14 protein-coding genes are annotated in these 19,551 nt (G+C 72.4%); 6 read left to right on the forward strand and 8 right to left on the reverse strand.

Going from position 1 to position 19,551, the window contains the following annotated elements; genetic code table 11:
* The first annotated feature begins 329 nt into the window (after window positions 1-329).
* On the forward strand, window positions 330-4,877 hold the full coding sequence (locus ACZ4TR_RS08105) for a HAMP domain-containing protein (RefSeq protein WP_465286354.1): 4,548 nt from the start codon (window positions 330-332) through the stop codon (window positions 4,875-4,877).
* Window positions 4,874-7,258: a SpoIIE family protein phosphatase gene (locus ACZ4TR_RS08110; protein WP_465286355.1), complete on the forward strand. Its 2,385-nt coding sequence runs from the start codon at window positions 4,874-4,876 to the stop codon at window positions 7,256-7,258. Before ACZ4TR_RS08105 ends, ACZ4TR_RS08110 begins: the two co-directional genes overlap by 4 nt.
* Before the next feature lie 22 nt (window positions 7,259-7,280).
* Here the strand turns inward: ACZ4TR_RS08110 and ACZ4TR_RS08115 are convergent, their stop codons facing one another.
* Entirely contained in the window at window positions 7,281-8,378 is a 1,098-nt protein-coding gene (locus tag ACZ4TR_RS08115; RefSeq protein ID WP_465286356.1) for a calcium:cation antiporter, read from the reverse strand.
* Between the two features lie 51 nt (window positions 8,379-8,429).
* The gene (locus tag ACZ4TR_RS08120; RefSeq protein ID WP_465286357.1) at window positions 8,430-9,323 is read right to left on the reverse strand and encodes a LysR family transcriptional regulator; all 894 of its coding nucleotides are present in this window, start codon (window positions 9,321-9,323) and stop codon (window positions 8,430-8,432) included.
* Window positions 9,324-9,393: 70 nt separating this feature from the next.
* Here ACZ4TR_RS08120 and ACZ4TR_RS08125 point away from each other — a divergent pair, with 70 nt between their 5' ends.
* Window positions 9,394-11,127, forward strand: a complete 1,734-nt coding sequence (locus ACZ4TR_RS08125) for a pyruvate dehydrogenase (RefSeq protein ID WP_465286358.1) — start codon at window positions 9,394-9,396, stop codon at window positions 11,125-11,127.
* A 38-nt stretch (window positions 11,128-11,165) separates the two neighbouring features.
* Here the strand turns inward: ACZ4TR_RS08125 and mftB are convergent, their stop codons facing one another.
* The 4 genes from mftB to ACZ4TR_RS08145 all read right to left on the reverse strand — a co-directional run bounded on the left by mftB (window position 11,166) and on the right by ACZ4TR_RS08145 (window position 15,304).
* Entirely contained in the window at window positions 11,166-11,444 is a 279-nt protein-coding gene (gene mftB, locus ACZ4TR_RS08130; protein WP_465286359.1) for a mycofactocin biosynthesis chaperone MftB, read from the reverse strand.
* A 20-nt stretch (window positions 11,445-11,464) separates the two neighbouring features.
* Entirely contained in the window at window positions 11,465-12,577 is a 1,113-nt protein-coding gene (locus ACZ4TR_RS08135) for an NDMA-dependent alcohol dehydrogenase (protein WP_465286360.1), read from the reverse strand.
* A gap of 193 nt (window positions 12,578-12,770) precedes the next feature.
* The gene (locus tag ACZ4TR_RS08140; RefSeq protein ID WP_465286361.1) at window positions 12,771-14,375 is read right to left on the reverse strand and encodes a sigma-54-dependent Fis family transcriptional regulator; all 1,605 of its coding nucleotides are present in this window, start codon (window positions 14,373-14,375) and stop codon (window positions 12,771-12,773) included.
* A gap of 101 nt (window positions 14,376-14,476) precedes the next feature.
* The gene (locus tag ACZ4TR_RS08145; RefSeq protein WP_465286362.1) at window positions 14,477-15,304 is read right to left on the reverse strand and encodes an urea carboxylase-associated family protein; all 828 of its coding nucleotides are present in this window, start codon (window positions 15,302-15,304) and stop codon (window positions 14,477-14,479) included.
* 142 nt (window positions 15,305-15,446) lie between these two features.
* On the opposite strand from ACZ4TR_RS08145, the gene ACZ4TR_RS08150 reads away from it, so the two are divergent.
* Both ACZ4TR_RS08150 and ACZ4TR_RS08155 read left to right on the forward strand, forming a co-directional pair.
* The gene (locus tag ACZ4TR_RS08150) at window positions 15,447-16,784 is read left to right on the forward strand and encodes a hypothetical protein (RefSeq protein WP_465286363.1); all 1,338 of its coding nucleotides are present in this window, start codon (window positions 15,447-15,449) and stop codon (window positions 16,782-16,784) included.
* 82 nt (window positions 16,785-16,866) lie between these two features.
* On the forward strand, window positions 16,867-17,535 hold the full coding sequence (locus tag ACZ4TR_RS08155; RefSeq protein ID WP_465286364.1) for an HNH endonuclease family protein: 669 nt from the start codon (window positions 16,867-16,869) through the stop codon (window positions 17,533-17,535).
* On the opposite strand, the gene ACZ4TR_RS08160 is transcribed toward ACZ4TR_RS08155, so the two are convergent.
* A complete protein-coding gene (locus tag ACZ4TR_RS08160; RefSeq protein ID WP_465286365.1) occupies window positions 17,532-18,356 on the reverse strand; it encodes a fructosamine kinase family protein in 825 nt (274 codons plus the stop codon). The two genes, ACZ4TR_RS08155 and ACZ4TR_RS08160, sit on opposite strands and share 4 nt — an antisense overlap.
* Here ACZ4TR_RS08160 and ACZ4TR_RS08165 point away from each other — a divergent pair.
* Entirely contained in the window at window positions 18,355-18,735 is a 381-nt protein-coding gene (locus ACZ4TR_RS08165) for an MmcQ/YjbR family DNA-binding protein (protein ID WP_465286366.1), read from the forward strand. The genes ACZ4TR_RS08160 and ACZ4TR_RS08165 overlap by 2 nt on opposite strands.
* On the opposite strand, the gene ACZ4TR_RS08170 is transcribed toward ACZ4TR_RS08165, so the two are convergent.
* Window positions 18,660-19,517 carry a GNAT family N-acetyltransferase gene (locus ACZ4TR_RS08170; protein ID WP_465286367.1) on the reverse strand — a complete coding sequence of 286 codons (858 nt, stop codon included), beginning with the start codon at window positions 19,515-19,517 and terminating at the stop codon, window positions 18,660-18,662. The genes ACZ4TR_RS08165 and ACZ4TR_RS08170 overlap by 76 nt on opposite strands.
* Between the last annotated feature and the right edge of the window lie 34 nt (window positions 19,518-19,551).

The raw sequence follows: 19,551 nt of genomic DNA on the forward strand, positions 1-19,551 counted from the left end.
GCCCGGGGCATACCCGCTCGGCGCGCGCCGCACACCCCGACACAGGCATTCCACAATGGAGTGTCCACAATGGACGCAGCACGAAGGCCGGCGGCACGGACGTCGGACGGCGTTCAGCCGAACGGGTCAATGCGGCCGGATGGCCTGGGGGAAAAGGAAAGGCTGGGAGCACCACCTGGAGAGCGCGCACGGACACGGGTGCGGCTGGTTGCTCAACCGATGCGCCTCAGCATAGTTCAGCTGCACTATGCTGAGCCATCCCGGTGGGCACACCGGACGGCGCCCGGGGTGCCGGCAAGCGAAGGAACGGGTGGCGGATGGGTGGGGCAATGGTCGAGGGGACGCGCCCGGGTGCCAAAGGCGCAGTCGCAGGCGTGGGCGAGGCGGGGGAGCAGGAGCTGCGCCGGTTGCTGGCCGGCCTGACCGCCGTGCGCGACGGCGACTTCGGCATCCGGCTGCCCGGCGGGGCCGACGGCCTGCTCGGCGAGATCGCCACCGTGTTCAACGGCATGGCCGACCAGCTGTCGCTGTTCACCTCGGAGGTCACCCGCGTCGCGCGGGAGGTCGGCAGCGAGGGGCAGCTGGGCGGGCAGGCGAAGGTCCCCGGCGTGTCCGGCACGTGGAAGGACCTCACGGACTCGGTGAACGCCATGGCCGGCAACCTCACCACCCAGGTCCGCGACATCGCGCAGGTGGCGACGGCGGTCGCGAAGGGCGACCTGTCGCAGAAGATCGACGTCGACGCGCGCGGCGAGATCCTGGAGCTGAAGGACACCGTCAACACGATGGTGGACCAGCTGTCGTCGTTCGCGGACGAGGTCACCCGGGTGGCACGGGAGGTCGGCAGCGAAGGCCGGCTCGGCGGCCAGGCCCAGGTGCCCGGCGTCGGCGGCGTGTGGCGCGACCTCACCGACTCGGTGAACTTCATGGCCGGGAACCTGACCGACCAGGTCCGCAACGTCGCCCAGGTGACCACGGCGGTGGCGAAGGGTGACCTCTCGCAGAAGATCACCGTCGACGCCCGCGGGGAGATCCTCGAGCTCAAGAGCACGATCAACACGATGGTCGACCAGCTGTCCTCCTTCGCCGACGAAGTCACGAGAGTGGCCCGCGAAGTGGGCACCGAAGGGCGGCTGGGCGGGCAGGCCGACGTCAAGGGCGTCTCCGGCACCTGGCGCGACCTCACCGACTCGGTGAACTTCATGGCGGGCAACCTGACCGACCAGGTCCGCAACATCGCCCAGGTCGCCACCGCGGTGGCGAAGGGCGACCTGTCGCAAAAGATCAACGTCACCGCCCGCGGCGAGGTCCTGGAGCTGAAGGACACGCTGAACACGATGGTGGATCAGCTGTCCGCGTTCGCGGACGAGGTCACGAGAGTGGCCCGTGAGGTGGGCACCGAGGGCCGCCTGGGCGGCCAAGCCGACGTCAAGGGCGTCTCCGGGACGTGGAAGGACCTCACCGAGTCGGTCAACGTCATGGCCGACAACCTCACCGCGCAGGTCCGGTCGATCGCCCAGGTCACCACCGCGGTCGCGCGCGGTGACCTGTCCCAGAAGATCCGGGTCGACGCCCGCGGCGAGATCCTGGAGCTGAAGGACACCATCAACACGATGGTGGATCAGCTGTCCGCGTTCGCGGACGAGGTCACCCGGGTGGCGCGTGAGGTCGGTACCGAGGGCAACCTCGGCGGTCAGGCGACCGTCCGGGGCGTGTCCGGGACCTGGAAGAACCTCACCGACAACGTCAACGTGATGGCGTCCAACCTGACCGGCCAGGTGCGCTCGATCGCCCAGGTCGCCACGGCCGTCGCGCGCGGCGACCTGTCCGGAAAGATCACCGTCGAGGCCAAGGGCGAGGTCGCGGCGCTGGCCGACGTCATCAACACGATGGTGGACACGCTGTCGGCGTTCGCGGACGAGGTCACCCGCGTGGCGCGCGAGGTGGGCACCGAGGGCATGCTCGGCGGCCAGGCCCGCGTGCCGAACGTCGCGGGCACCTGGAAGGACCTCACCGACAACGTCAACTCGATGGCGAACAACCTCACCGGGCAGGTCCGCAACATCGCCCAGGTGACCACCGCGGTCGCGCAGGGCGACCTGACCCGCAAGATCGACGTCGACGCGCGCGGCGAGATCCTCGAGCTCAAGACCACGATCAACACGATGGTCGACCAGCTCTCGGCGTTCGCCGCGGAGGTCACGCGCGTGGCGCGCGAGGTCGGCAGCGAAGGCCGCCTCGGCGGTCAGGCCGAGGTCGAGGGCGTGTCGGGCACCTGGAAGCGGCTCACCGAGAACGTCAACGAGCTGGCCGGGAACCTCACCCGCCAGGTCCGCGCGATCGCCGAGGTCACCAGCGCGGTGGCCGAGGGCGACCTGACCCGCTCGATCACCGTCGACGCCTCCGGCGAGGTCGCCGAGCTGAAGGACAACATCAACTCCATGGTGGAGTCGCTGCGCGAGACGACTCGGGCGAACCAGGAGCAGGACTGGCTCAAGTCGAACCTCGCCACGATCACCGGGCTGATGCAGGGCCGCCGCGACCTCGCCGTCGTCGCGGCCGCGGTGATGGACGAGCTCGTCCCGCTGGTCAACGCCCAGTACGGCGCGTTCTACCTGGCCGACGACACGACAGAGGTCCCCGAGCTGCGGCTGGTCGGCGCGTACGGGCACCCCGAAGGCGAGGGCCCGGTGACGCGGTTCCGGATCGGCCAGTCGCTGGTCGGGCAGGCCGCGCGCAGCCGGCGCCCGATCGCGGTCGACGACGTCCCGCCGGGCTACGCGACGATCTCGTCCGGGCTCGGCAGCACCGCGCCGGCCAGCCTGATCGTGCTGCCGATCGTCGTCGAGGACCAGGTCCTCGGCGTGCTCGAGCTGGCGTCGGTGCACGGCTTCACCGCGGTGCACCGGGCGTTCCTCGAGCTGCTGATGGAGCAGATCGGCGTCAACGTCAACAGCATCGTCGCCAACGCCCGCACCGACGAGCTGCTCGGCGAGTCGCAGCGGCTGACCGCCGAGCTGCAGACCCGGTCCGAGGAGCTGCAGGCGCGTCAGGAAGAGCTCCAGTCGTCCAACGCCGAGCTGGAGGAGAAGGCGGCGCTGCTCGTCACGCAGAACCGCGACATCGAGACGAAGAACCTCGAGATCGAGCAGGCGCGCCAGGAGCTGGAGGCGCGGGCCCAGCAGCTGACGATCGCGTCGAAGTACAAGTCGGAGTTCCTGGCCAACATGAGCCACGAGCTGCGCACCCCGCTCAACAGCCTGCTGATCCTCGCCCAGCTGCTCGCGCAGAACCCGACCCGCAACCTCACCGCGAAGCAGGTCGAATACGCGGGCATCATCCACTCCGCGGGCTCGGACCTGCTGCAGCTGATCAACGACATCCTCGACCTGTCGAAGGTCGAGGCCGGGAAGATGGACGTCACCCCGGAGCAGGTGTCGCTGCGCGGCCTGCTGGACTACGTCGAAGCGACCTTCCGGCCGATGACCTCCCAGCGCAACCTCGACTTCCGGATCACCGTCGCCCCCGGCTCGCCGGTGGAGCTGCTCACCGACGACTCCCGGCTGCGGCAGGTGCTGCGCAACCTGCTGTCCAACGCGGTCAAGTTCACCGAGGTCGGCGGGATCGAGCTGCACATCGAGCCCGTCGACCCGGAGACGCTGCCCCGGCCGCTGCGGGCACACGGGCCCGCCGTCGCGTTCCGGGTCACCGACACCGGCATCGGGATCGCCGAACACCAGCTGGAGTCGATCTTCGGCGCCTTCCAGCAGGCCGACGGCACCACCAGCCGCAAGTACGGCGGCACCGGGCTCGGCCTGTCGATCAGCCGCGAGATCGCCCAGCTGCTCGGCGGGTTCATCACCGCCGAGAGCACGCCCGGCGAGGGCAGCACGTTCACCTTCTCCCTGCCGGTCGCGCGGCCGGACTTCGCGACGCTGCCGGCGGGCGAGCACCCCGGCACGGCCGTCACGATCGGGGAGGCCGGCACCGCCGTCACGACGTCGGCGCCGCGTGCCCACCGGCGGCTGCTGGTCGTGGAGGAGCGCCAGCACGGGCTGCTGACGCTCGTTGCCGAGAGCGCCGCGGCGGACCTGGCCGACAGCCGGGACATGGGGATCTCGCCGGCCGAGGTGGAAGTCGTGACGGCGGTCGGCACGCAGGAGGCCGCGGCCGCGCTCGCCACCGACGCCTACCACTGCGTCGTGCTGGACCTGGACCTGCCGGACCGCACGGCGTTCGGCTTCCTCGACGCGATGCAGGGCGACAGCGCGCTGCGGATGGTGCCGGTGCTCGCGCACAACAGCCGCCGGCTCGACAGCGAACTGGAGCAGCTGGTGCAGTCCCGCGCGGACGTGCCGTCGCTGGAGGTGCTGTCCGGCCTCGACGAGCTGCGCGAGCGGATCGCGCTGCACCTGTCGGCGGAGGAACCCGGGGCGGTGCTGCCGCTGGTCCGCCCGGACGAGCCGGCCGCGCCGGTGCGGGCGGCCGACCTCGACACGACCCTGGCCGGGCGCACGGTGCTGATCGTCGACGACGACCCGCGCAACGTCTTCGCGCTCACCGGAATCCTGGAACTGCACGGGATGCAGGTGCTGCACGCCGAGGACGGCCGCAAGGGCGTCGAGACCGTCGCCACGCACCCGGGCATCGACCTGATCCTGATGGACGTGATGATGCCGGAGATGGACGGCTACACCGCGACGGCGAAGATCCGCGCGATGCCCGAGCACGCCGGCATCCCGATCATCGCGGTCACCGCCAAGGCGATGCCCGGCGACCGGGAGAAGAGCCTCGCGTCGGGCGCCACCGACTACGTGACCAAGCCGGTGGACGCGGACGATCTCATCGCCCGCATCAAGCGGCACGTGACGGCGTGATCGGCGAGGAGCGGCCGGCCATCGAGGAGCAGGTCGTCCCGGTGCCGGCGGCACAGGTGTCGGCCAACCTCGCCCGGCTCGCCGACACCGTCGCCCGCCTGCGCGGCGAGGTCGACCACGCCCACGCCGTCGCCGACGGGCGCGCGCTGATCGAGCTGGCCAAGGGCGTCCTGATGGAGCGCCTGCACTGCACGCCCGCCGACGCCGCCCGGCAGCTGGAGACGCTGGCGGAGCGCGCGGGGCTGACGCCGCTGGAGTTCGCCGCGGACGTCGTCGGCGAAGCGGCCGAGGACCGGATCACCGAGGTGACGCAGGAGTTCCTGGCCCGCGCCGAGGGCGAGGAGTCCGTCGCGGTGCGGCTGCGCACGGCCGAAAGCGGCGTGCTCGCGGCGGGGGACACCCAGCGCGTCGCGGAGTCCATCCTGGAGCACGCGCTGCGGCCGCTCGGCGCGACCGCGGTCGCGGTGTGGCTCGCCGGGCCCGACGGGTCGCTGACGCTCGCCGGGTCGGCCGGGTTCTCGGCCGAGGAGGCGGCTCGCTGGCGCTACGTCCCGCCCGGTGTCGCGACTCCGGCCCGCAACGCGCTGCTCGAGCGCGACACGGTCTGGTACCCGACCCTGACCGGCGGCGGGCTGCCGTCGATCGGGCAGCACACCCTCGCCGAGGGCGGCCGCGTCGCGGTGCCCACCGGCACCGGCGGCCGGATCATCGGGGTCGTCGAGATGTGCTGGCCGGACCCGCTGCCCGCCGAGCCCGGGCGCCTGCGTCGGCAGCTGGAGGCCCTGGCGGAGCTGTGCGCGCACACGCTCGACACCTGGGACGGCGTGGTCGCCCCGGTGGCCGCCGCCGGTTCGGGGGACTTCCTCGGCGAACTGGTGGACTTCGTCGACGGGCTGCACGACCCCGCCGTGCTGCTCTCGCCGTGCCTCGAGGGCGGCCGGCTGAGCGACTTCCGCATCCACCACGCCAACGTCCGGTTCGCCGACCCCGGCGGGCGGCCGCGCAGCCGGATCGTCGGCACGCGGCTGCTGGAGACCTACCCGCTCGCGGCCGAGGAGAGCGGTCTGCTGGACATGATCCAGCGGGTCTACGCCACCGGTGAGCCGTTCCGCGCCGAGAGCATGGCGGTCACCACCCTCGTCGACCAGGTGCCGCTGACCGTCCTCACCGACATCAGCGTGACGCGGTTCGCCGGCAACGTGCTCCTGATCCTGCGCATCCAGGACGACGCGGCCAAGCTCGCGGTGCTGCTGCAGCACGCCCAGCGGCTCGGCCGCATCGGCGGCTTCGAGGAGAACGTGGTGACCGGGGCGATCACCTGGAACACCGAGCTGTTCGCGTTGTACGGCCTGCCGCCGACCGCGACGCCGCTGTCGCTGAACGAACTGGCCAAGCACGCGCACTCCGACGACGCGCCGTCGATCGGCCGGTTCCTGCGGGCGGTGCTGCACCACAAGCGCCCGTCGTCGACGGCCTTCCGGCTGGAGCGCTCCGACGGCGTCGCCCGGCACATCCGGGTGGTCGCCGAGCCGGTCGTCGACGGCCGCGGTGAGCTCGTCGCGGTCCGCGGGGCCTACCAGGACGTCTCGGCGCAGCACTGGACCGAGGTGGCGCTGGCCGCCACGCGGGACAGGCTGGCCGAGACCGAGCAGGAGGCGATCGAACGCAACCGGCTCGCCTTGCAGCTGCAGCACGCGATCATGCCGCCCGCCAAGGGCCCGATCGACATGCCGGGCCTGCGTGCCGCGGTCCGCTACCGGCCGGCGGAGAAGGAGCACCTGGTCGGCGGCGACTGGTACGACGCGGTCGCGCTGCCGACCGGCGAGGTGCTGCTGTGCGTCGGCGACGTCGCCGGGCACGGCATCGACGCGGCCACCGGGATGGTGAGCCTGCGCAACGCCCTGCGTGGCCTGGCGGCGACCGGCGCCGGGCCGGCGCAGCTGCTCACGTGGCTGAACCTGGTGGCCTACCACCTGACCGACCACGTCACGGCGACGGCGGTCGCGGCGGTCTACGACCCGGCGACCCGCAAGCTCCGCTGGGCGCGGGCGGGGCACCTGCCCCCGATCGTCCGCCACCGCGACGGCGGCGCGAAGACGTTGCCGCTGCTGCGCGGTTCACTGCTGGGCGCGGTCCGCGACGTGGCTTACCAGGAGGAAGAGCTCCAGCTCGACGAGGGCGACATCCTGCTGATCTACACCGACGGCCTGGTCGAGCGCCGCGACCGGCCGGTCCAGGAGACGGTGTCGCGCCTGGTGAGCCTGGTGAAGGGCCACGACGGCGGGCTGGAAAACCAGCTGGACACGCTGCTGACCTACAGCACGGCCGACACCGACGACGACACCTGCGTGGTGGGGATCGAGGTCATGCGGGGAAGGTGACGCACTTTCACGGGAAAGTGCGTCAGGGGTTGACGGCCAGGACGAGGAATCCGGCCACCAGCACCAGGTGCACGCCGCCCTGCAACCGTGTCGCGCGGCCGGGCACCACCGTCAGCACGCTCACCACGACGGTCAGCGCCAGCAGCACGATCTGCGTCGAGCCGAGGCCGAGCAGCAGTTCGCTCGGCAGCCAGATCGAGGCCAGCGCGATGGCCGGGATGGTCAGGCCGATGCTCGCGATCGCCGAACCGTAGGCGAGGTTGAGGCTGATCTGCATCCGGTCGCGCCGCGCCGCGCGCGTGGCCGCCAGCGTCTCGGGCAGCAGGACCAGCAACGCGATCACGACACCGACGAACGACTGCGGGAACCCGGCGGCGCGCACGCCCGCCTCGATCGCCGGCGACTCCACCTTCGCCAGCCCGACGACCGCGACCAGCGCCACCAGCAGGAGCGCGAGGCTGCCCAGCGCCGCCCCGTTCGACGGCGGTTCGGCGTGCTCGTCCTCCTTGACCTCGCCGTCGGCGGCCACCGGGAGGAAGAAGTCGCGGTGGCGCATCGTCTGCGTCAGCACGAACGTCCCGTACAGCACCAGGGACGCGACGGCGGCGAAGGCCAGCTGCGCCGGCGAAAACGCCGGGCCGGGGGTGCTGGAGGTGAACGTCGGCAGCACCAGGCTCAGCGTGGCCAGGGTCGCCACCGTCGCCAGCGCGGCGCCGCTGCCCTCGGAGTTGAACAGGGTGACGCCGTAGCGGCGCGCACCGACGAGCAACGAGATGCCGACGATGCCGTTGGTCGTGATCATCACGGCGGCGAACACGGTGTCCCGCGCGAGCGACCCGGCCTCCGGGCCACCCGAAACCATCATCGTGACGATCAGCGCGACCTCGATGACGGTGACCGCGACCGCGAGCACGAGCGACCCGAACGGCTCGCCGACGCGGTGCGCGACGACCTCCGCGTGGTGCACCGCGGCCAGCACCGTCGCGCCGAGTGCGAGGGCGACGAGGGCCACGAAGACGGGGCCGAGGTCGCGGCCCCAGGCGAGCGCCAGCACGAGGAGGCCGAGGACGGGGGTTACGGAGGTCCAGGACGTCAGGAAGGATCTCAGCGCAGCGACCATGTCACCACCCTGTCACACCGGCAGTCACTTTGCGTGGTCGTAAGGTGGTTCTCACATCGTCCCAAGTGGACGGTCGAGGTCGGCGGCGAGGACGTGCCGCCGGAAGGTTTCGCTCAGTGGCGGGAGAGTCCGCCCGGCCGCCCAGGCGAGGCCGATGTCGCGGGCAGCGTCCACATCGGTCAGTGACAGGTGCGGTGCCGGGAAGGCGGCCGGGTGCGGCAGGGGCAGCACGGACACGCCGAGCCCGGCGGTGACGAGCCCGCGCAGCGTCTCGACCTCGTCGCCCTCGAAGCCGATCCGCGGCGCGAACCCGGCCTCGGCGCACAGGCGCTCGGTGGTTTCGCGCAGCGCGTAACCCGGCCGCAGCAGGATGAACGTCTCGTCCGCGACGTCGGCGAGGCGGACCCGCCGCCGCCCGGCGAGCCGGTGGTGCGGCGGCACCGCGAGCCGCAGCGGCTCGACGAGCAGGCGTTCCCAGTGCAGCTGCGGATGCCGCGGGTCGCCGCTGGTGACGACGAGGTCCGCGGTGCCGTCGAGCAATTCCGCCTCGAGCCCGGCCTCGCCGTGCTGCCGCAGTTCGAACCGGGCGCCGGGGTGCTCGCGCAGGAAGCCTCGCAGGATCGACGGCACCAGCCAGGTGCCGAACGTGTGGAGGAAGGCCAGCGGGACGACCCCGGTGCCCGGCGCGACGATCTCGCCGACCTCGCGCAGGCCCTGGTCGAGCTGGTCGAGCACGACGTCGACGTGCCGCTTGAAGGCGTGCCCGGCCGGGGTCAGCCGCAGCACCCGCCCGGACCGGCGGAACAGCTCGGCCCCGGCGTCGTGCTCCAGCCGCCGCAGGGCGCGGGAGAGCGCCGGCTGGGTCAGGTGCGCGCCGGCCGCGGTCTCCGTGACGGTCGCGCCGCCGGCGACCTCGCGGAAGAGGCGCAGCGTCTGGACGTCCATGTCTCCAGTGTATGGATTTTCATCCAATCAGGCATTGGACGCATCGGTCGGCACGGGCCACGCTGGAGGTATGGCAACCGTGGCAGAACAGCTGGTCAGGACCCTGCGGGACGCGGGCGTCGAGCGCATCTACGGCATCGTCGGCGACAGTCTCAACCCGATCGTCGACGCGGTCCGCCGCACCGACGGCATCGAGTGGGTGCACGTCCGGCACGAAGAGACCGCCGCCTTCGCCGCGGCGGCCGAAGCGCAGGTCACCGGCAAGCTCGCGGTGTGCGCGGGCAGCTGCGGGCCGGGCAACCTGCACCTGGTCAACGGCCTCTTCGACGCGCACCGCTCGGGCGCGCCGGTGCTCGCGATCGCGTCGCACATCCCGTCGAACCAGATCGGCACCGGCTTCTTCCAGGAGACGCACCCCGACCGGCTCTTCGCCGAGTGCAGCCACTTCAGCGAAGTCGTCGCCGACCCGGCGCAGCTGCCGCGGCTCCTGCGGATCGCCACCCAGGCGGCCGTCGGCAAGGGCGGCGTCGCGGTGCTGACCATCCCGGGCGACCTCGCCGACCGCAAGGCCACCGGCCCGCTGACCGAGCGCCTCCCGCTCGTGACGCCGTCGCCCGCCGTGCCGCCCGCCGAAGTCGTCGAAGAGCTGGCCGGCCTGCTGAACTCGGGCGAAAAGGTGATGCTCTTCGCCGGCGCGGGCGTCCGCGGCGCGCACGAGGAGGTCATGGCGCTGGCGGACAAGCTGGGCGCGCCGGTCGGGCACTCGCTCGGCGGCAAGGAGTGGATCCAGTACGACAACCCGTTCGACGTCGGCATGAGCGGCCTGCTCGGCTACGGGGCCTGCTACGACGCGATGCACGAGGCCGACCGGATCCTGTTGCTGGGCACGGACTTCCCGTACGACAAGTTCCTGCCGCAGGCCCGCACGATCCAGATCGACCACGACGCTTCGCGGCTCGGCCGGCGGACGCCGCTGGAGCTGGCGGTGCACGGTGACGTCAAGGAAACGCTGCGGGCGCTGCTGCCGCTGCTGCGTCCCCGCACCGATCGCGCGTTCCTCGACCGGATGCTGCGCGAGCACGTGCGGAAGCTGGAGAAGGTCGTCGGCGCGTACACGACGAAGATCGAGCACCGCCGGCCGATCCACCCGGAGTACGTCGCTTCGGTGCTCGACGAGGTCGCGGCCGACGACGCCGTGTTCACCGTGGACACCGGCATGGGCAACGTCTGGGCCGCGCGCTACCTGACCCCGAACGGCCGCCGCCGCGTGCTCGGCTCGTTCCGGCACGGCAGCATGGCGAACGCGCTGCCGCACGCGATCGGCGCGCAGCTCGCCCAGCCGGCCCGCCAGGTCGTGTCGCTCTCTGGCGACGGCGGGCTCGCGATGCTGATGGGCGACCTCCTGACCCTGCCCGCCTACGACGTCCCCGTGAAGGTCGTGGTGTTCAACAACGCCACGCTCGGCATGGTGAAGCTGGAGATGCTCGTCGACGGCCTCCCGGACTTCGGCACCGACCACGCGCCGGTGAATTTCGCCGCCATCGCGTCCGCGTGCGGGATCTTCGCCGAGCGCGTCGAGGATCCGGCCGACGTCCGCGGCGCGCTGGAGAAGGCGTTCGCGCACCCGGGCCCGGCGGTCGTCGAGGTGGTGACCGACCCGAACGCGCTGTCGATCCCGCCGCGGATCACCGGCGAGATGGTGCGCGGGTTCGCGTTGGGTGCCACGAAGACCGTGCTCAACGGCGGCGTCGGCAAGATGGTCGACCTGGCGCGCGCCAACCTGCGCAACGCGCCGCGTCCCTGAAGGCCACCTTCAGGGCATCCGTGCCCTGAAGGTGGCCCTCAGCGGCTCGCGGCTCCGGGGTCCGCGACGATGACACCGGTGTCGGCCAGGGCCTCCAGGGCGGCGAGGATCCGCGCCCGGCGGGTGCCGCCCAGCTCCGCGGCGTCGAGTGCGTCGCGCAACGACGCGTGCATCACCAGTGCGCGCACGAACCGCACCAGATCCGGGCAGGCCAGGTAGGACAGTTTCCCGTCGCCCGCGTGGTAGGCGAGCGCCCCGAACGGCTCGGGGCGCAACGCCACCAGCGGATTCAGCCGGTACGCGCCGTCGAGGTCCATTGTGGACTGCGAAGGACCGGCTACGCGGAGTGGACGATGACGCCGCGGATGTTCTTGCCGTCGCGCAGGTCCTGATAGCCCTCGTTGACCTGCTCGAGGGTGTACTTGCGGGTCACCAGCTCGTCGAGCTTGAGCTTCCCGGCGTCGTAGAGCCGCAGCAGCCGGACGATGTCGTACTGCGGGTTCGCCGAGCCGAACAGCGTGCCCTTGATCGTCTTCTCGAACAACGTCATCACGCCACCGGAGACGTGCACGGTCAGCTTCTCGGGGTTGGCGAGCCCGGTGATGACGACGGTGCCGCCCTTGCCGACGACGTTGAACGCCTCGCTCACGACGTCCTCCTCGACCGTGCCGACGGTGATCAGCGCCTGGTCGGCCAGCTGGCCCCAGGTCAGTTCGTTGACCTTCTCGGCGGCTTCGGCCGCGGTCGCGAAGGCATGGGTGGCGCCGAACTTGAGCGCGGCCTCCCGCTTGAACTCGACAGGGTCGACCGCGACGACGTACTTCGCGCCCGCGTGCGCGGCGCCCTGCACGGCGTTGATGCCGATGCCGCCGATACCGTAGACGACGGTGGTGTCCCCGGCCCGGACGCCGCCGGCGTAGTTCGCCGTGGCCCACCCGGTCGGGACGCCGCAGCCGACCAGCACGGCCGTCTCCAGCGGCAGCCAGTCGTCGACCTTGACGACCGAGTGCTGCGAGATGGTGGCCCGCTCGGAGAACGTGCCGAGCATGCACATGGCGCCGAAGTCCTGGCCGCCGCCGTGGAAGCGGAAGGTGCCGTCCGGCATGTGACCGTCGAGGATGGTGGCGCCCATGTCGCACAGGTTCTGGCGGCCGGTGGAGCAGTAGCGGCAGGTGCCGCAGTTGGGGATGAAGCTGCAGACGACGTGGTCGCCGGGCTGGACCTTGGTCACGCCGGGGCCGACGTCTTCGACGACCCCGGCGCCCTCGTGGCCGCCGATGATCGGGAAGCGCGGCACGAGGTCGTTGTCGATCAGGTGCAGGTCCGAGTGGCACAACCCGGCGGCGGTGTACTTGATGAGCACCTCGCCCGGGCCCGGGCCGTCGAGGTCCAGTTCCATGATCTCGAACGGCTTTCCGGCATCGAACAGTACGGCTGCCTTGGTCTTCACGGCCATCTCCTCCACGTGCGGCGGTGCACCCTTGGTGGCTCGATTGTGTGGAGGGGTGGCGTCGGTGGAGTGTCCAAATCCCGGACACCGCAGGTCCGGCCGGGTGAGCCGGGTCCGCTCGCACCCCCCGACGCCGGCCGCCCGCTCGCAGAACCGGCCGGCTCGGTGAGGCGAGGCGAGGCGAGGCGAGGTGTCAGCGGACCCGCAGGGCGCGCATCCGGTTGTAGAGCGTGGAGCGGCTGATGCCCAGCTGCTTCGCCGCCCGCACCTTGTTGCCGTCGCATGCGCGCAGCGTCCGGACGATCACGTCGTACTCCGCCTGCTCCCAGCCGCTCAGTGCCGCTCCCGGGGCCGTGTCCGCGCAGCCCGGTGCGATGTCGGCCGCCGTCAGGTCGCCCGCCGAACGGCGGTCGGCCGCGCCCGCCAAGACGCCCTCCAGCTCGCGGAGGTTGCCCGGCCACTGCTGGGAACTCAGCAGCTCCAGGGCGCCCGGGGTCAAGCGGAGCGAGCCGGGCAGCAGGGCGCGGGCGATCGCCGGGATCTCGTCGCGGCGCTCGCGCAGCGGCGGCAGCTCGATCCGCCGGTGCATGCGCGCCGCCAGGGTCGCCTGCTCGCCGCGCAGCTCTGGCAAAGGTCCGCTGAGCAGTGCGAACCACGCCGTCGTCGTGTCCAGGAGGCGGGCCAGGCGGACCGCCGCCAGCGGGGGCAGCAGCTGGACGCCGTCGATCACCAGCAGGCCGGGCGCCGAAGCGGCGGCTTCGACCCGGGCGCACCATTCGGCCGCGCCGGTGACGATGTCGGACGCGTCGAACTCGTGCACCGGCTCGTCCCCGGCCACGACCCGCGCCGCCGTGCTGCGGCCGGCTCCCGGCTCGCCGGAGATCAGCACGCGCCGCCGGGCGCGGCCCGCGCTGCGGAGCCGCTCGTCGACCTGGGCGGGGAAGAGGCCTCGTGAACTCCGCGGCCGCGACACGACCGGGCTCGACGTCCGCACCGGCGCGAGCTCGAACAGCAGGCCCGCGCTCGCCGACACCGCTTCGACGCGCACCTCGACCGGTGTCCCCGACGTCAGCCGGAGCCGGCCGAGGCCGCGCTGCGTCCGGCCCAGCTCGCGCAGCAGCCGGTGGTCCGCGGTGTCGACCAGCTCGGTCGCCGCGGTGTTCGCGAGCACGACGTCCTGGCCGAGCGCCAGCACCGCGCACGCCCGGTGCTGCACCGACTGGAACGCGGCCAGCAGCTGCTGTTCGGCGAGCTTCGCGCCGTCGAGCAGCCGCCGTTCGAGGTCGGCGACCGCGCGCCGCAGGAACGGCCCGAGCAGCGGGTTCGCGTCGCCGGCGGGGCCGGTGATGTCGAGGACGCCGGCCAGCCGCCGGGTCGTCGGGTGGACGACGGGGTGGCCGTAGCAGGTGAACTGCTTCATGGCTTCGAGGAAATGCTCGTCGCCGTCGACGGAGACGCCGCGGCGGGTCTCGAACGGCGTCGCGAGGGAGTTCGTCCCGGTCCGCTCCTCCAGGAACTGGCAGCCCGGGACGGCGCTGATGTTCTCCAGCGCCAGCTCGACCGACCGCTCCGAGAACCGACGGGCCACGATGCGGCACTCGTCGTCGGCGAGCACGACGCAGAACCGCGTGCCGGCCAGCTGCCGGGCCAGTTCGTCCAGCACCGGCGAGGCGGCCCGCAGCAGCCGGCTGCGGCTGTCGACGTCGGTGACGTTCAGCCGCTCGACGGACGAGGCCGGCGAAAGCCCGGAAAGCTCCGCCCGCCGCCACGACTGCGCGATCTCGGTCCGCAGGTCCACTCGCACTCCTCGCCGAGCCGATCGGTGTCCCCGGCCGTCCATCATCACACGGACCGGGCGCGGGGAGAACCTTCGCGTCGATTCCCGTTGCGGCACCACGGTTACGCCGGACCGCCCCACTCCGGCAGCCGGACGCCGTGCAGGCCCCGGTAGGCCGCGCGCTCCGGCTCGCGCCAGTGTTCCAGCCGGTCGGGGTGCGGTTTGAAGACTTCGACGCCGATCGGGTGGCAGACGTCGATCGGGTCGCGCGCGCCCGGTCCCCAGAGCGGGACGGAGAGGTCGCCGCCCGGGCAGGTGGACAGCGCGCACAGCAGGTCCACCTCGGCGAAGAACTCGAAGTGGTCGCCCGGACGGGCCGGGCAGGCCTTCATGAAGTACCGGTCGTCGTCGAGACCGGTGCACTGGAAGACGTTCAGGACGTCGTGCACGTCGAACTCCGTCAACCCGAACGGCGCGACCGCCCGGACGAGGTTCGAGTGGCAGTGGAAGTCGAAGTCCTCGCCGGTGAGCAGCCGGTTGACATACGGGTCGCAGCGGGTGCCGAGCAGGTCGTGCACGCGGCCGCCGTCCGCGTCCACGCCGTGGTCCTCGAGGGTGTCGGCGGTGATCGTCGCGAGTGGGCGGAGGAAGGGGAGCGTCGACCAGAGCCGGTCGAAGGTGCTGACGTGGGCGCGCTGCAGCTGCCGGGTGCGGGCGGCCCAGAAGCGTTCGCGGGGGTCGTCGGCGTTCCACAGGTTGAGGTCGCCGACCTGCGGACCCTCGACGGTCTTCAAGCGGCAGAGGTGGCCGCGCGGGACCCGCCAGGCGCGGCCCGAGCGGATCGGGATCTGGAAGGCGTCGACGAGTTCACGGTCTGCGTCCTCGGCGAGCCGTCGGTAGAACGGCCGGTCGACGTCGAGCGCGCGGCCTTGGTAGGCGGGTGGGGGCATCGAGTCTCCCTCGTGCTGGTGGTGGGTCCAGCATGCCCTCGGCTACGCACAGTGGCGTTCGATCACTCGTTCGGCTGCTGGGTGGCGGCCCGTCCGGCTCCTACCGTCGAGGGGGCTCTACTCGTGGGAGGAGTGACCGGCGGTGCTCGTGGCTTTCCAGCGCACCGGCGAGGAGCGGCACCTGCCCGCGGCGGCGGCGCACCTCGTGGGGTTGCTGCGTTCCTGGGGTCCGGGACCGGACCACCTGACGGGGCTGGCCCTGACCGGCATCACGGTCCCGAGCCGGCTCGGCCCCCGCTTCGTGGACGCGCTGGTGTTCACCCGGTCGGGGGTGGTGGTGATCGCGGCGCACTCACCGGGCGTTTCGCCGGGCTCGGCCGAGCGGGCGGGCGCGGGAGTGGCGGCGGCGAAGGGAGCGTTGGCCGCACACGACGGCGGGCGGTACGTGACGGGGCTGGTCGCGGTGGTTCCGGCGGGGCTGCCCGAGGCGACGGCGAATGCGCCCGAACCAGTGGTGGAGCGGCCGGATCGACTGGCCGAGCCGGTGGGTCCCGGGTCCGCGGCCGGTCCTCCCGGGCTCGAGACGATCACGGTACCGGCGCCGCGCGAACCGATGGCGGAGTCGCGCTCGCCGACAGGGGATTCCGCTTGGCACGAGCCGGATCCGGTGTGGCATGAGCCGGACCCGGGCGAACTCGAGCCGGGATCTGCCTGGCGGGTGCCGGAGCAGGCCGACCGCGCGCCAGAACAGACGTGGCGTGAGCCGGAGCAGGGCGAGCCGGGCGCGGCTTGGCGTGAGCAGGACCAATCCTGGGGTGGGCGCGACCAGGGAGGGGTGCAGCCGCACCAAACCGGGAGCGAACCGGCTCCGGGCGACCGCGAGCCGGGCTCGGCTTGGCGTGAGCAGGACCAATCCTGGGACGAGCGGGACCAGGATGGCGCGAAGCCGAGCCAAACGCGGAGCGAACCGGGCCCGGCCTGGCGCGAGCCCGACCCGGGTGAACCCGCGCCGGACCAAGCCCGGGACCACCTCGGCCCGCCCTGGCTGGGAACCGATTCCTTCCCCGGTGTGGCCGTCGTGCTCGCCGATCCGCGGGGGCTGCGGCGGATCATCGGGCAGCACAACCGGTGGCGGACCGTCTGGTCGGCCGACGACGTCCTCGACGCCTGCTACGCCCTCTCCCTCGCCCACCTCGCCCCGCCGCGGGCCGCGCTGCTCGCCGATGGCTTCCCCGCCCGCCTGCCGAAGCTCGAGCGGCTGCCCGTGCTCCCCGCCGTCGTGCCGCTGCCGCCCGATCCGCCTCCGGCGGCCGCCGATGATCCCGGCCCGCGGACGCCCGGACCGCGGGGGCACTCGGTCTTCCCTCGGCAGCGGCCGATCCGGCAGGTGCCGTGGGGCCTGCTCTTCGTGCTGACCGTGCTCGTCACCGTGGGGGTGATCGCCGCCGTCTTCGTCGCGCAGGTCTTCCATGGCTCGTGAGTTTCGCGCCAACTAGGCCATCTGCACCGTTTCCCCGGCGCGTCGCCTGGGCACCTCCCGGTAGACGTGAAAGGGGTTCACGATGCCGCGCACCCGAGCGCTCGTCCTGCTGGCTGTCCTCGCGGGCGCGTCCCTCACCGGCTGCAAGGTGCCCGACGGACTGGTCTCCGGCTCCCAAGCCGGGGCACAGCCCACCGGTACCGCCGCCGCGCCGCCGATCGCGCCCGCAGAGGCGAAGGCCCAGCTGGCGCAGCTCAAGGTCGCCGTGCGCGGCACCATGGACGGCTACAGCCGCGAGAAGTTCCCGCACTGGGACAAGGTCGACGGCGCCTGCGACACGCGCGAGCAGGTCCTCAAGCGCGACGGCAAGGACGTCACCACCAACGCCGACTGCGCCCCCAAGTCCGGCACCTGGGTCAGCGAGTACGACGGCGAGACCTGGCGGAAGGCGTCCGATGTGGACATCGACCACATGGTGCCGCTGGGCCAGGCCTGGGTGAGCGGCGCGAAGTCGTGGACCCAGGAGCGCCGTGAGCAGTTCGCCAACGACCTGATCCGCCCGCAGCTGCACGCGGTCACCGACAACCTCAACGAGCAGAAGAGCGACAAGGCGCCGGACCAGTGGAAACCGCCGCTGGTCTCCTACTGGTGCACCTACGCCACCGACTGGATCGTGGTCAAGAGCAACTACGGACTCACGATCACCGTCCCCGAAAAGACGGCCCTCGACAGCATGCTCCAGCACTGCTAGAACGAGCGGGCCGCGGCCACCGCCTGCCCGGCGTACGACCGTCCGAACAGGACGGTGTGCACCAGCAGCGGGAAAAGCTGGTGCAGCCCGATCCGCCCGGCCCAGCCTTCGGCCAGGGGCGCGATCTCCTCGTACGCGCCCAGCACGCTGCCGAGGTGCGGGCACCCGAACAGGTGCAGCATCGCGAGGTCCGTCTCGCGGTGCCCGCCGTGGGCGGCGGGGTCGATCAGCCACGCCTCGCGGCCGTCCCAGAGGACGTTGCCCGTCCACAGGTCGCCGTGCAGCCGCGCCGGGGGCTCGGCCGACGGCGGGATGCGGTCGCACGCGCGCTCGAACAACGCCGCCTCCGCCGCGTCGAACGTCCCCGCGTCGACCGCCCGGCGGACGTAGGGCAGCACGCGGTCCGACGCGTACCAGGAAGCCCAGTCCTCCCCGGGGACGCAGCTCATCGGCGCCCGGCCGATCCACGCGTCGGCGGGCCCGCCCGGGGGAGCCGCGCCGAACGCCGGCGCTCCGGCCGCGTGCAGGCGCGCCAGGCCGCGCCCGAGCCGTTCGGCCGCCGCGGCCGACGAGCGCCCCTCCGGGATGCGGTCGATGACCAGCCAGTTCTCGTCGTGGCCGGCCACCGACGGCACCGGGACCGCCGCCGCCGAAGCCAGCCAGCGCAGGCCCGCCGCCTCGGCCGCGGTCGCCCCCGGCGCGTGCCCGCGCTTGAGCATGACGACGCGGCCGTCGTCGAGGACGGCTTCGCGGAGGTCGCCGGCCATCGGGCGGGACTCGGTGACGCTGTGCCCGGTGAGCCGGGCCACGGGCTCGGTCATGTCCCGCACGGTACCGGCGCGCTACGGTAAGCCGGTGCAGGACTTCGAACGGGTGCTCGGCGAGCTGGCGGACGTCGAACGGTCCGAAGCGCGCGACTACTCGTCGTTCAGCGTGCGCGGAAAGCGGTTCGGCTACTACTGGCCGCGGACGCGGACCCTCGGCCTGAAGCAGACGATCTCCGAGCAGCTCGCCCTGGTCTCCGAACGCCCCGACGTCTTCGAGGTCCAGTTCACCGCGGGTGGCTTCGGCTGGGTCGTGGTGTACCTCGACGGCGTCGAGCCCGACGAGGTCGCCGAGCTGATCTACGAGGCCTGGCGGCTCTCCGCGCCGGAAGAGCTCGTCGCCGAGGTCCCCTTCACCAGGATCGCCCGCGCGTAGAGCAGGTCGAACCCCATCCGCTGCACGTTCTGCTGCGACTTCGACCCCGGCTGGGTCGTGACGACGGCGAAGTCGCAGCCGAGGTCGGTGGCCGCCGCGAGCCGGGCGCGCACCAGCGCCGTCTGCACGCCGCGGCGGCGGTGGGCGGGCAGCGTCGCCGCGCCGCCGAGCTGCGCGATCCCGTCGACGACGCGAAGACCGGCACCGCCGGCGAACTCGCCGTCCCGTTCCGCGGTGAACCGCAGCATGCCGGGCATGTCGCGCAGTGCGTTGACGATGGTCTCGCGCGGGAAGTCCTCGTGCGAGGGCAGGCCCTCGGTGTCGGCGGTGGCGGATGCCTCGGCGATGCCGGCCAGCCACGTCTCCAGCTCGTCGGCCCCGGAACGCCGGACGAAATCGGGGAAGCCGGAGTCGGCGACCCGGCGGCCGAGCACGTTCTCGTAGTTCTCCAGCCGGTAGCCCCGGCCGGTCAGGTAAGTGCCGACCGCGGCGTCCGCCAGCTGGGACAGCTCGATTTGCACCGGCGCGCCCAGCTCGGCGAAGGCCGCTTCGATCTCGTCGAGATCATCGGGCAGGCCTGCGAAGCCGATCCCGGCGACCTTGTTGAACGGCGAGTCCGCTTCCGCGAAGCTCGCGATCCCGCCGGCGAACGGCCGCGCGAAGCCGACGTCGTCGCCCCGGCGGGCCCGCGCGGCGTCGCTGCTTTCGGCGATCAGCCGTGCCTCGGCGCGTTCGATCCGCTCGGCCAGCGCGGTGTCGCAGAAGAGCCGTTCCCCGTCCATGCCCCCACAGTGGCGGACACGGACGGGGAACGAA

The sequence above is a fragment of the Amycolatopsis sp. NPDC028719 genome (genome assembly GCF_055565395.1).

What these genes read in the sequence shown, in the direction of transcription:
- ACZ4TR_RS08105 (WP_465286354.1), top strand. Translation starts at nt 330, where the DNA reads ATGGTCGAGGGGACGCGCCCGGGTGCCAAAGGCGCAGTCGCAGGCGTG.
- ACZ4TR_RS08115 (WP_465286356.1), bottom strand. Translation starts at nt 8,378, where the DNA reads ATGGTCGCTGCGCTGAGATCCTTCCTGACGTCCTGGACCTCCGTAACC.
- ACZ4TR_RS08120 (WP_465286357.1), bottom strand. Translation starts at nt 9,323, where the DNA reads ATGGACGTCCAGACGCTGCGCCTCTTCCGCGAGGTCGCCGGCGGCGCG.
- ACZ4TR_RS08125 (WP_465286358.1), top strand. Translation starts at nt 9,394, where the DNA reads ATGGCAACCGTGGCAGAACAGCTGGTCAGGACCCTGCGGGACGCGGGC.
- mftB (WP_465286359.1), bottom strand. Translation starts at nt 11,444, where the DNA reads ATGGACCTCGACGGCGCGTACCGGCTGAATCCGCTGGTGGCGTTGCGC.
- ACZ4TR_RS08145 (WP_465286362.1), bottom strand. Translation starts at nt 15,304, where the DNA reads ATGCCCCCACCCGCCTACCAAGGCCGCGCGCTCGACGTCGACCGGCCG.
- ACZ4TR_RS08155 (WP_465286364.1), top strand. Translation starts at nt 16,867, where the DNA reads ATGCCGCGCACCCGAGCGCTCGTCCTGCTGGCTGTCCTCGCGGGCGCG.
- ACZ4TR_RS08165 (WP_465286366.1), top strand. Translation starts at nt 18,355, where the DNA reads ATGTCCCGCACGGTACCGGCGCGCTACGGTAAGCCGGTGCAGGACTTC.
- ACZ4TR_RS08160 (WP_465286365.1), bottom strand. Translation starts at nt 18,356, where the DNA reads ATGACCGAGCCCGTGGCCCGGCTCACCGGGCACAGCGTCACCGAGTCC.
- ACZ4TR_RS08170 (WP_465286367.1), bottom strand. Translation starts at nt 19,517, where the DNA reads ATGGACGGGGAACGGCTCTTCTGCGACACCGCGCTGGCCGAGCGGATC.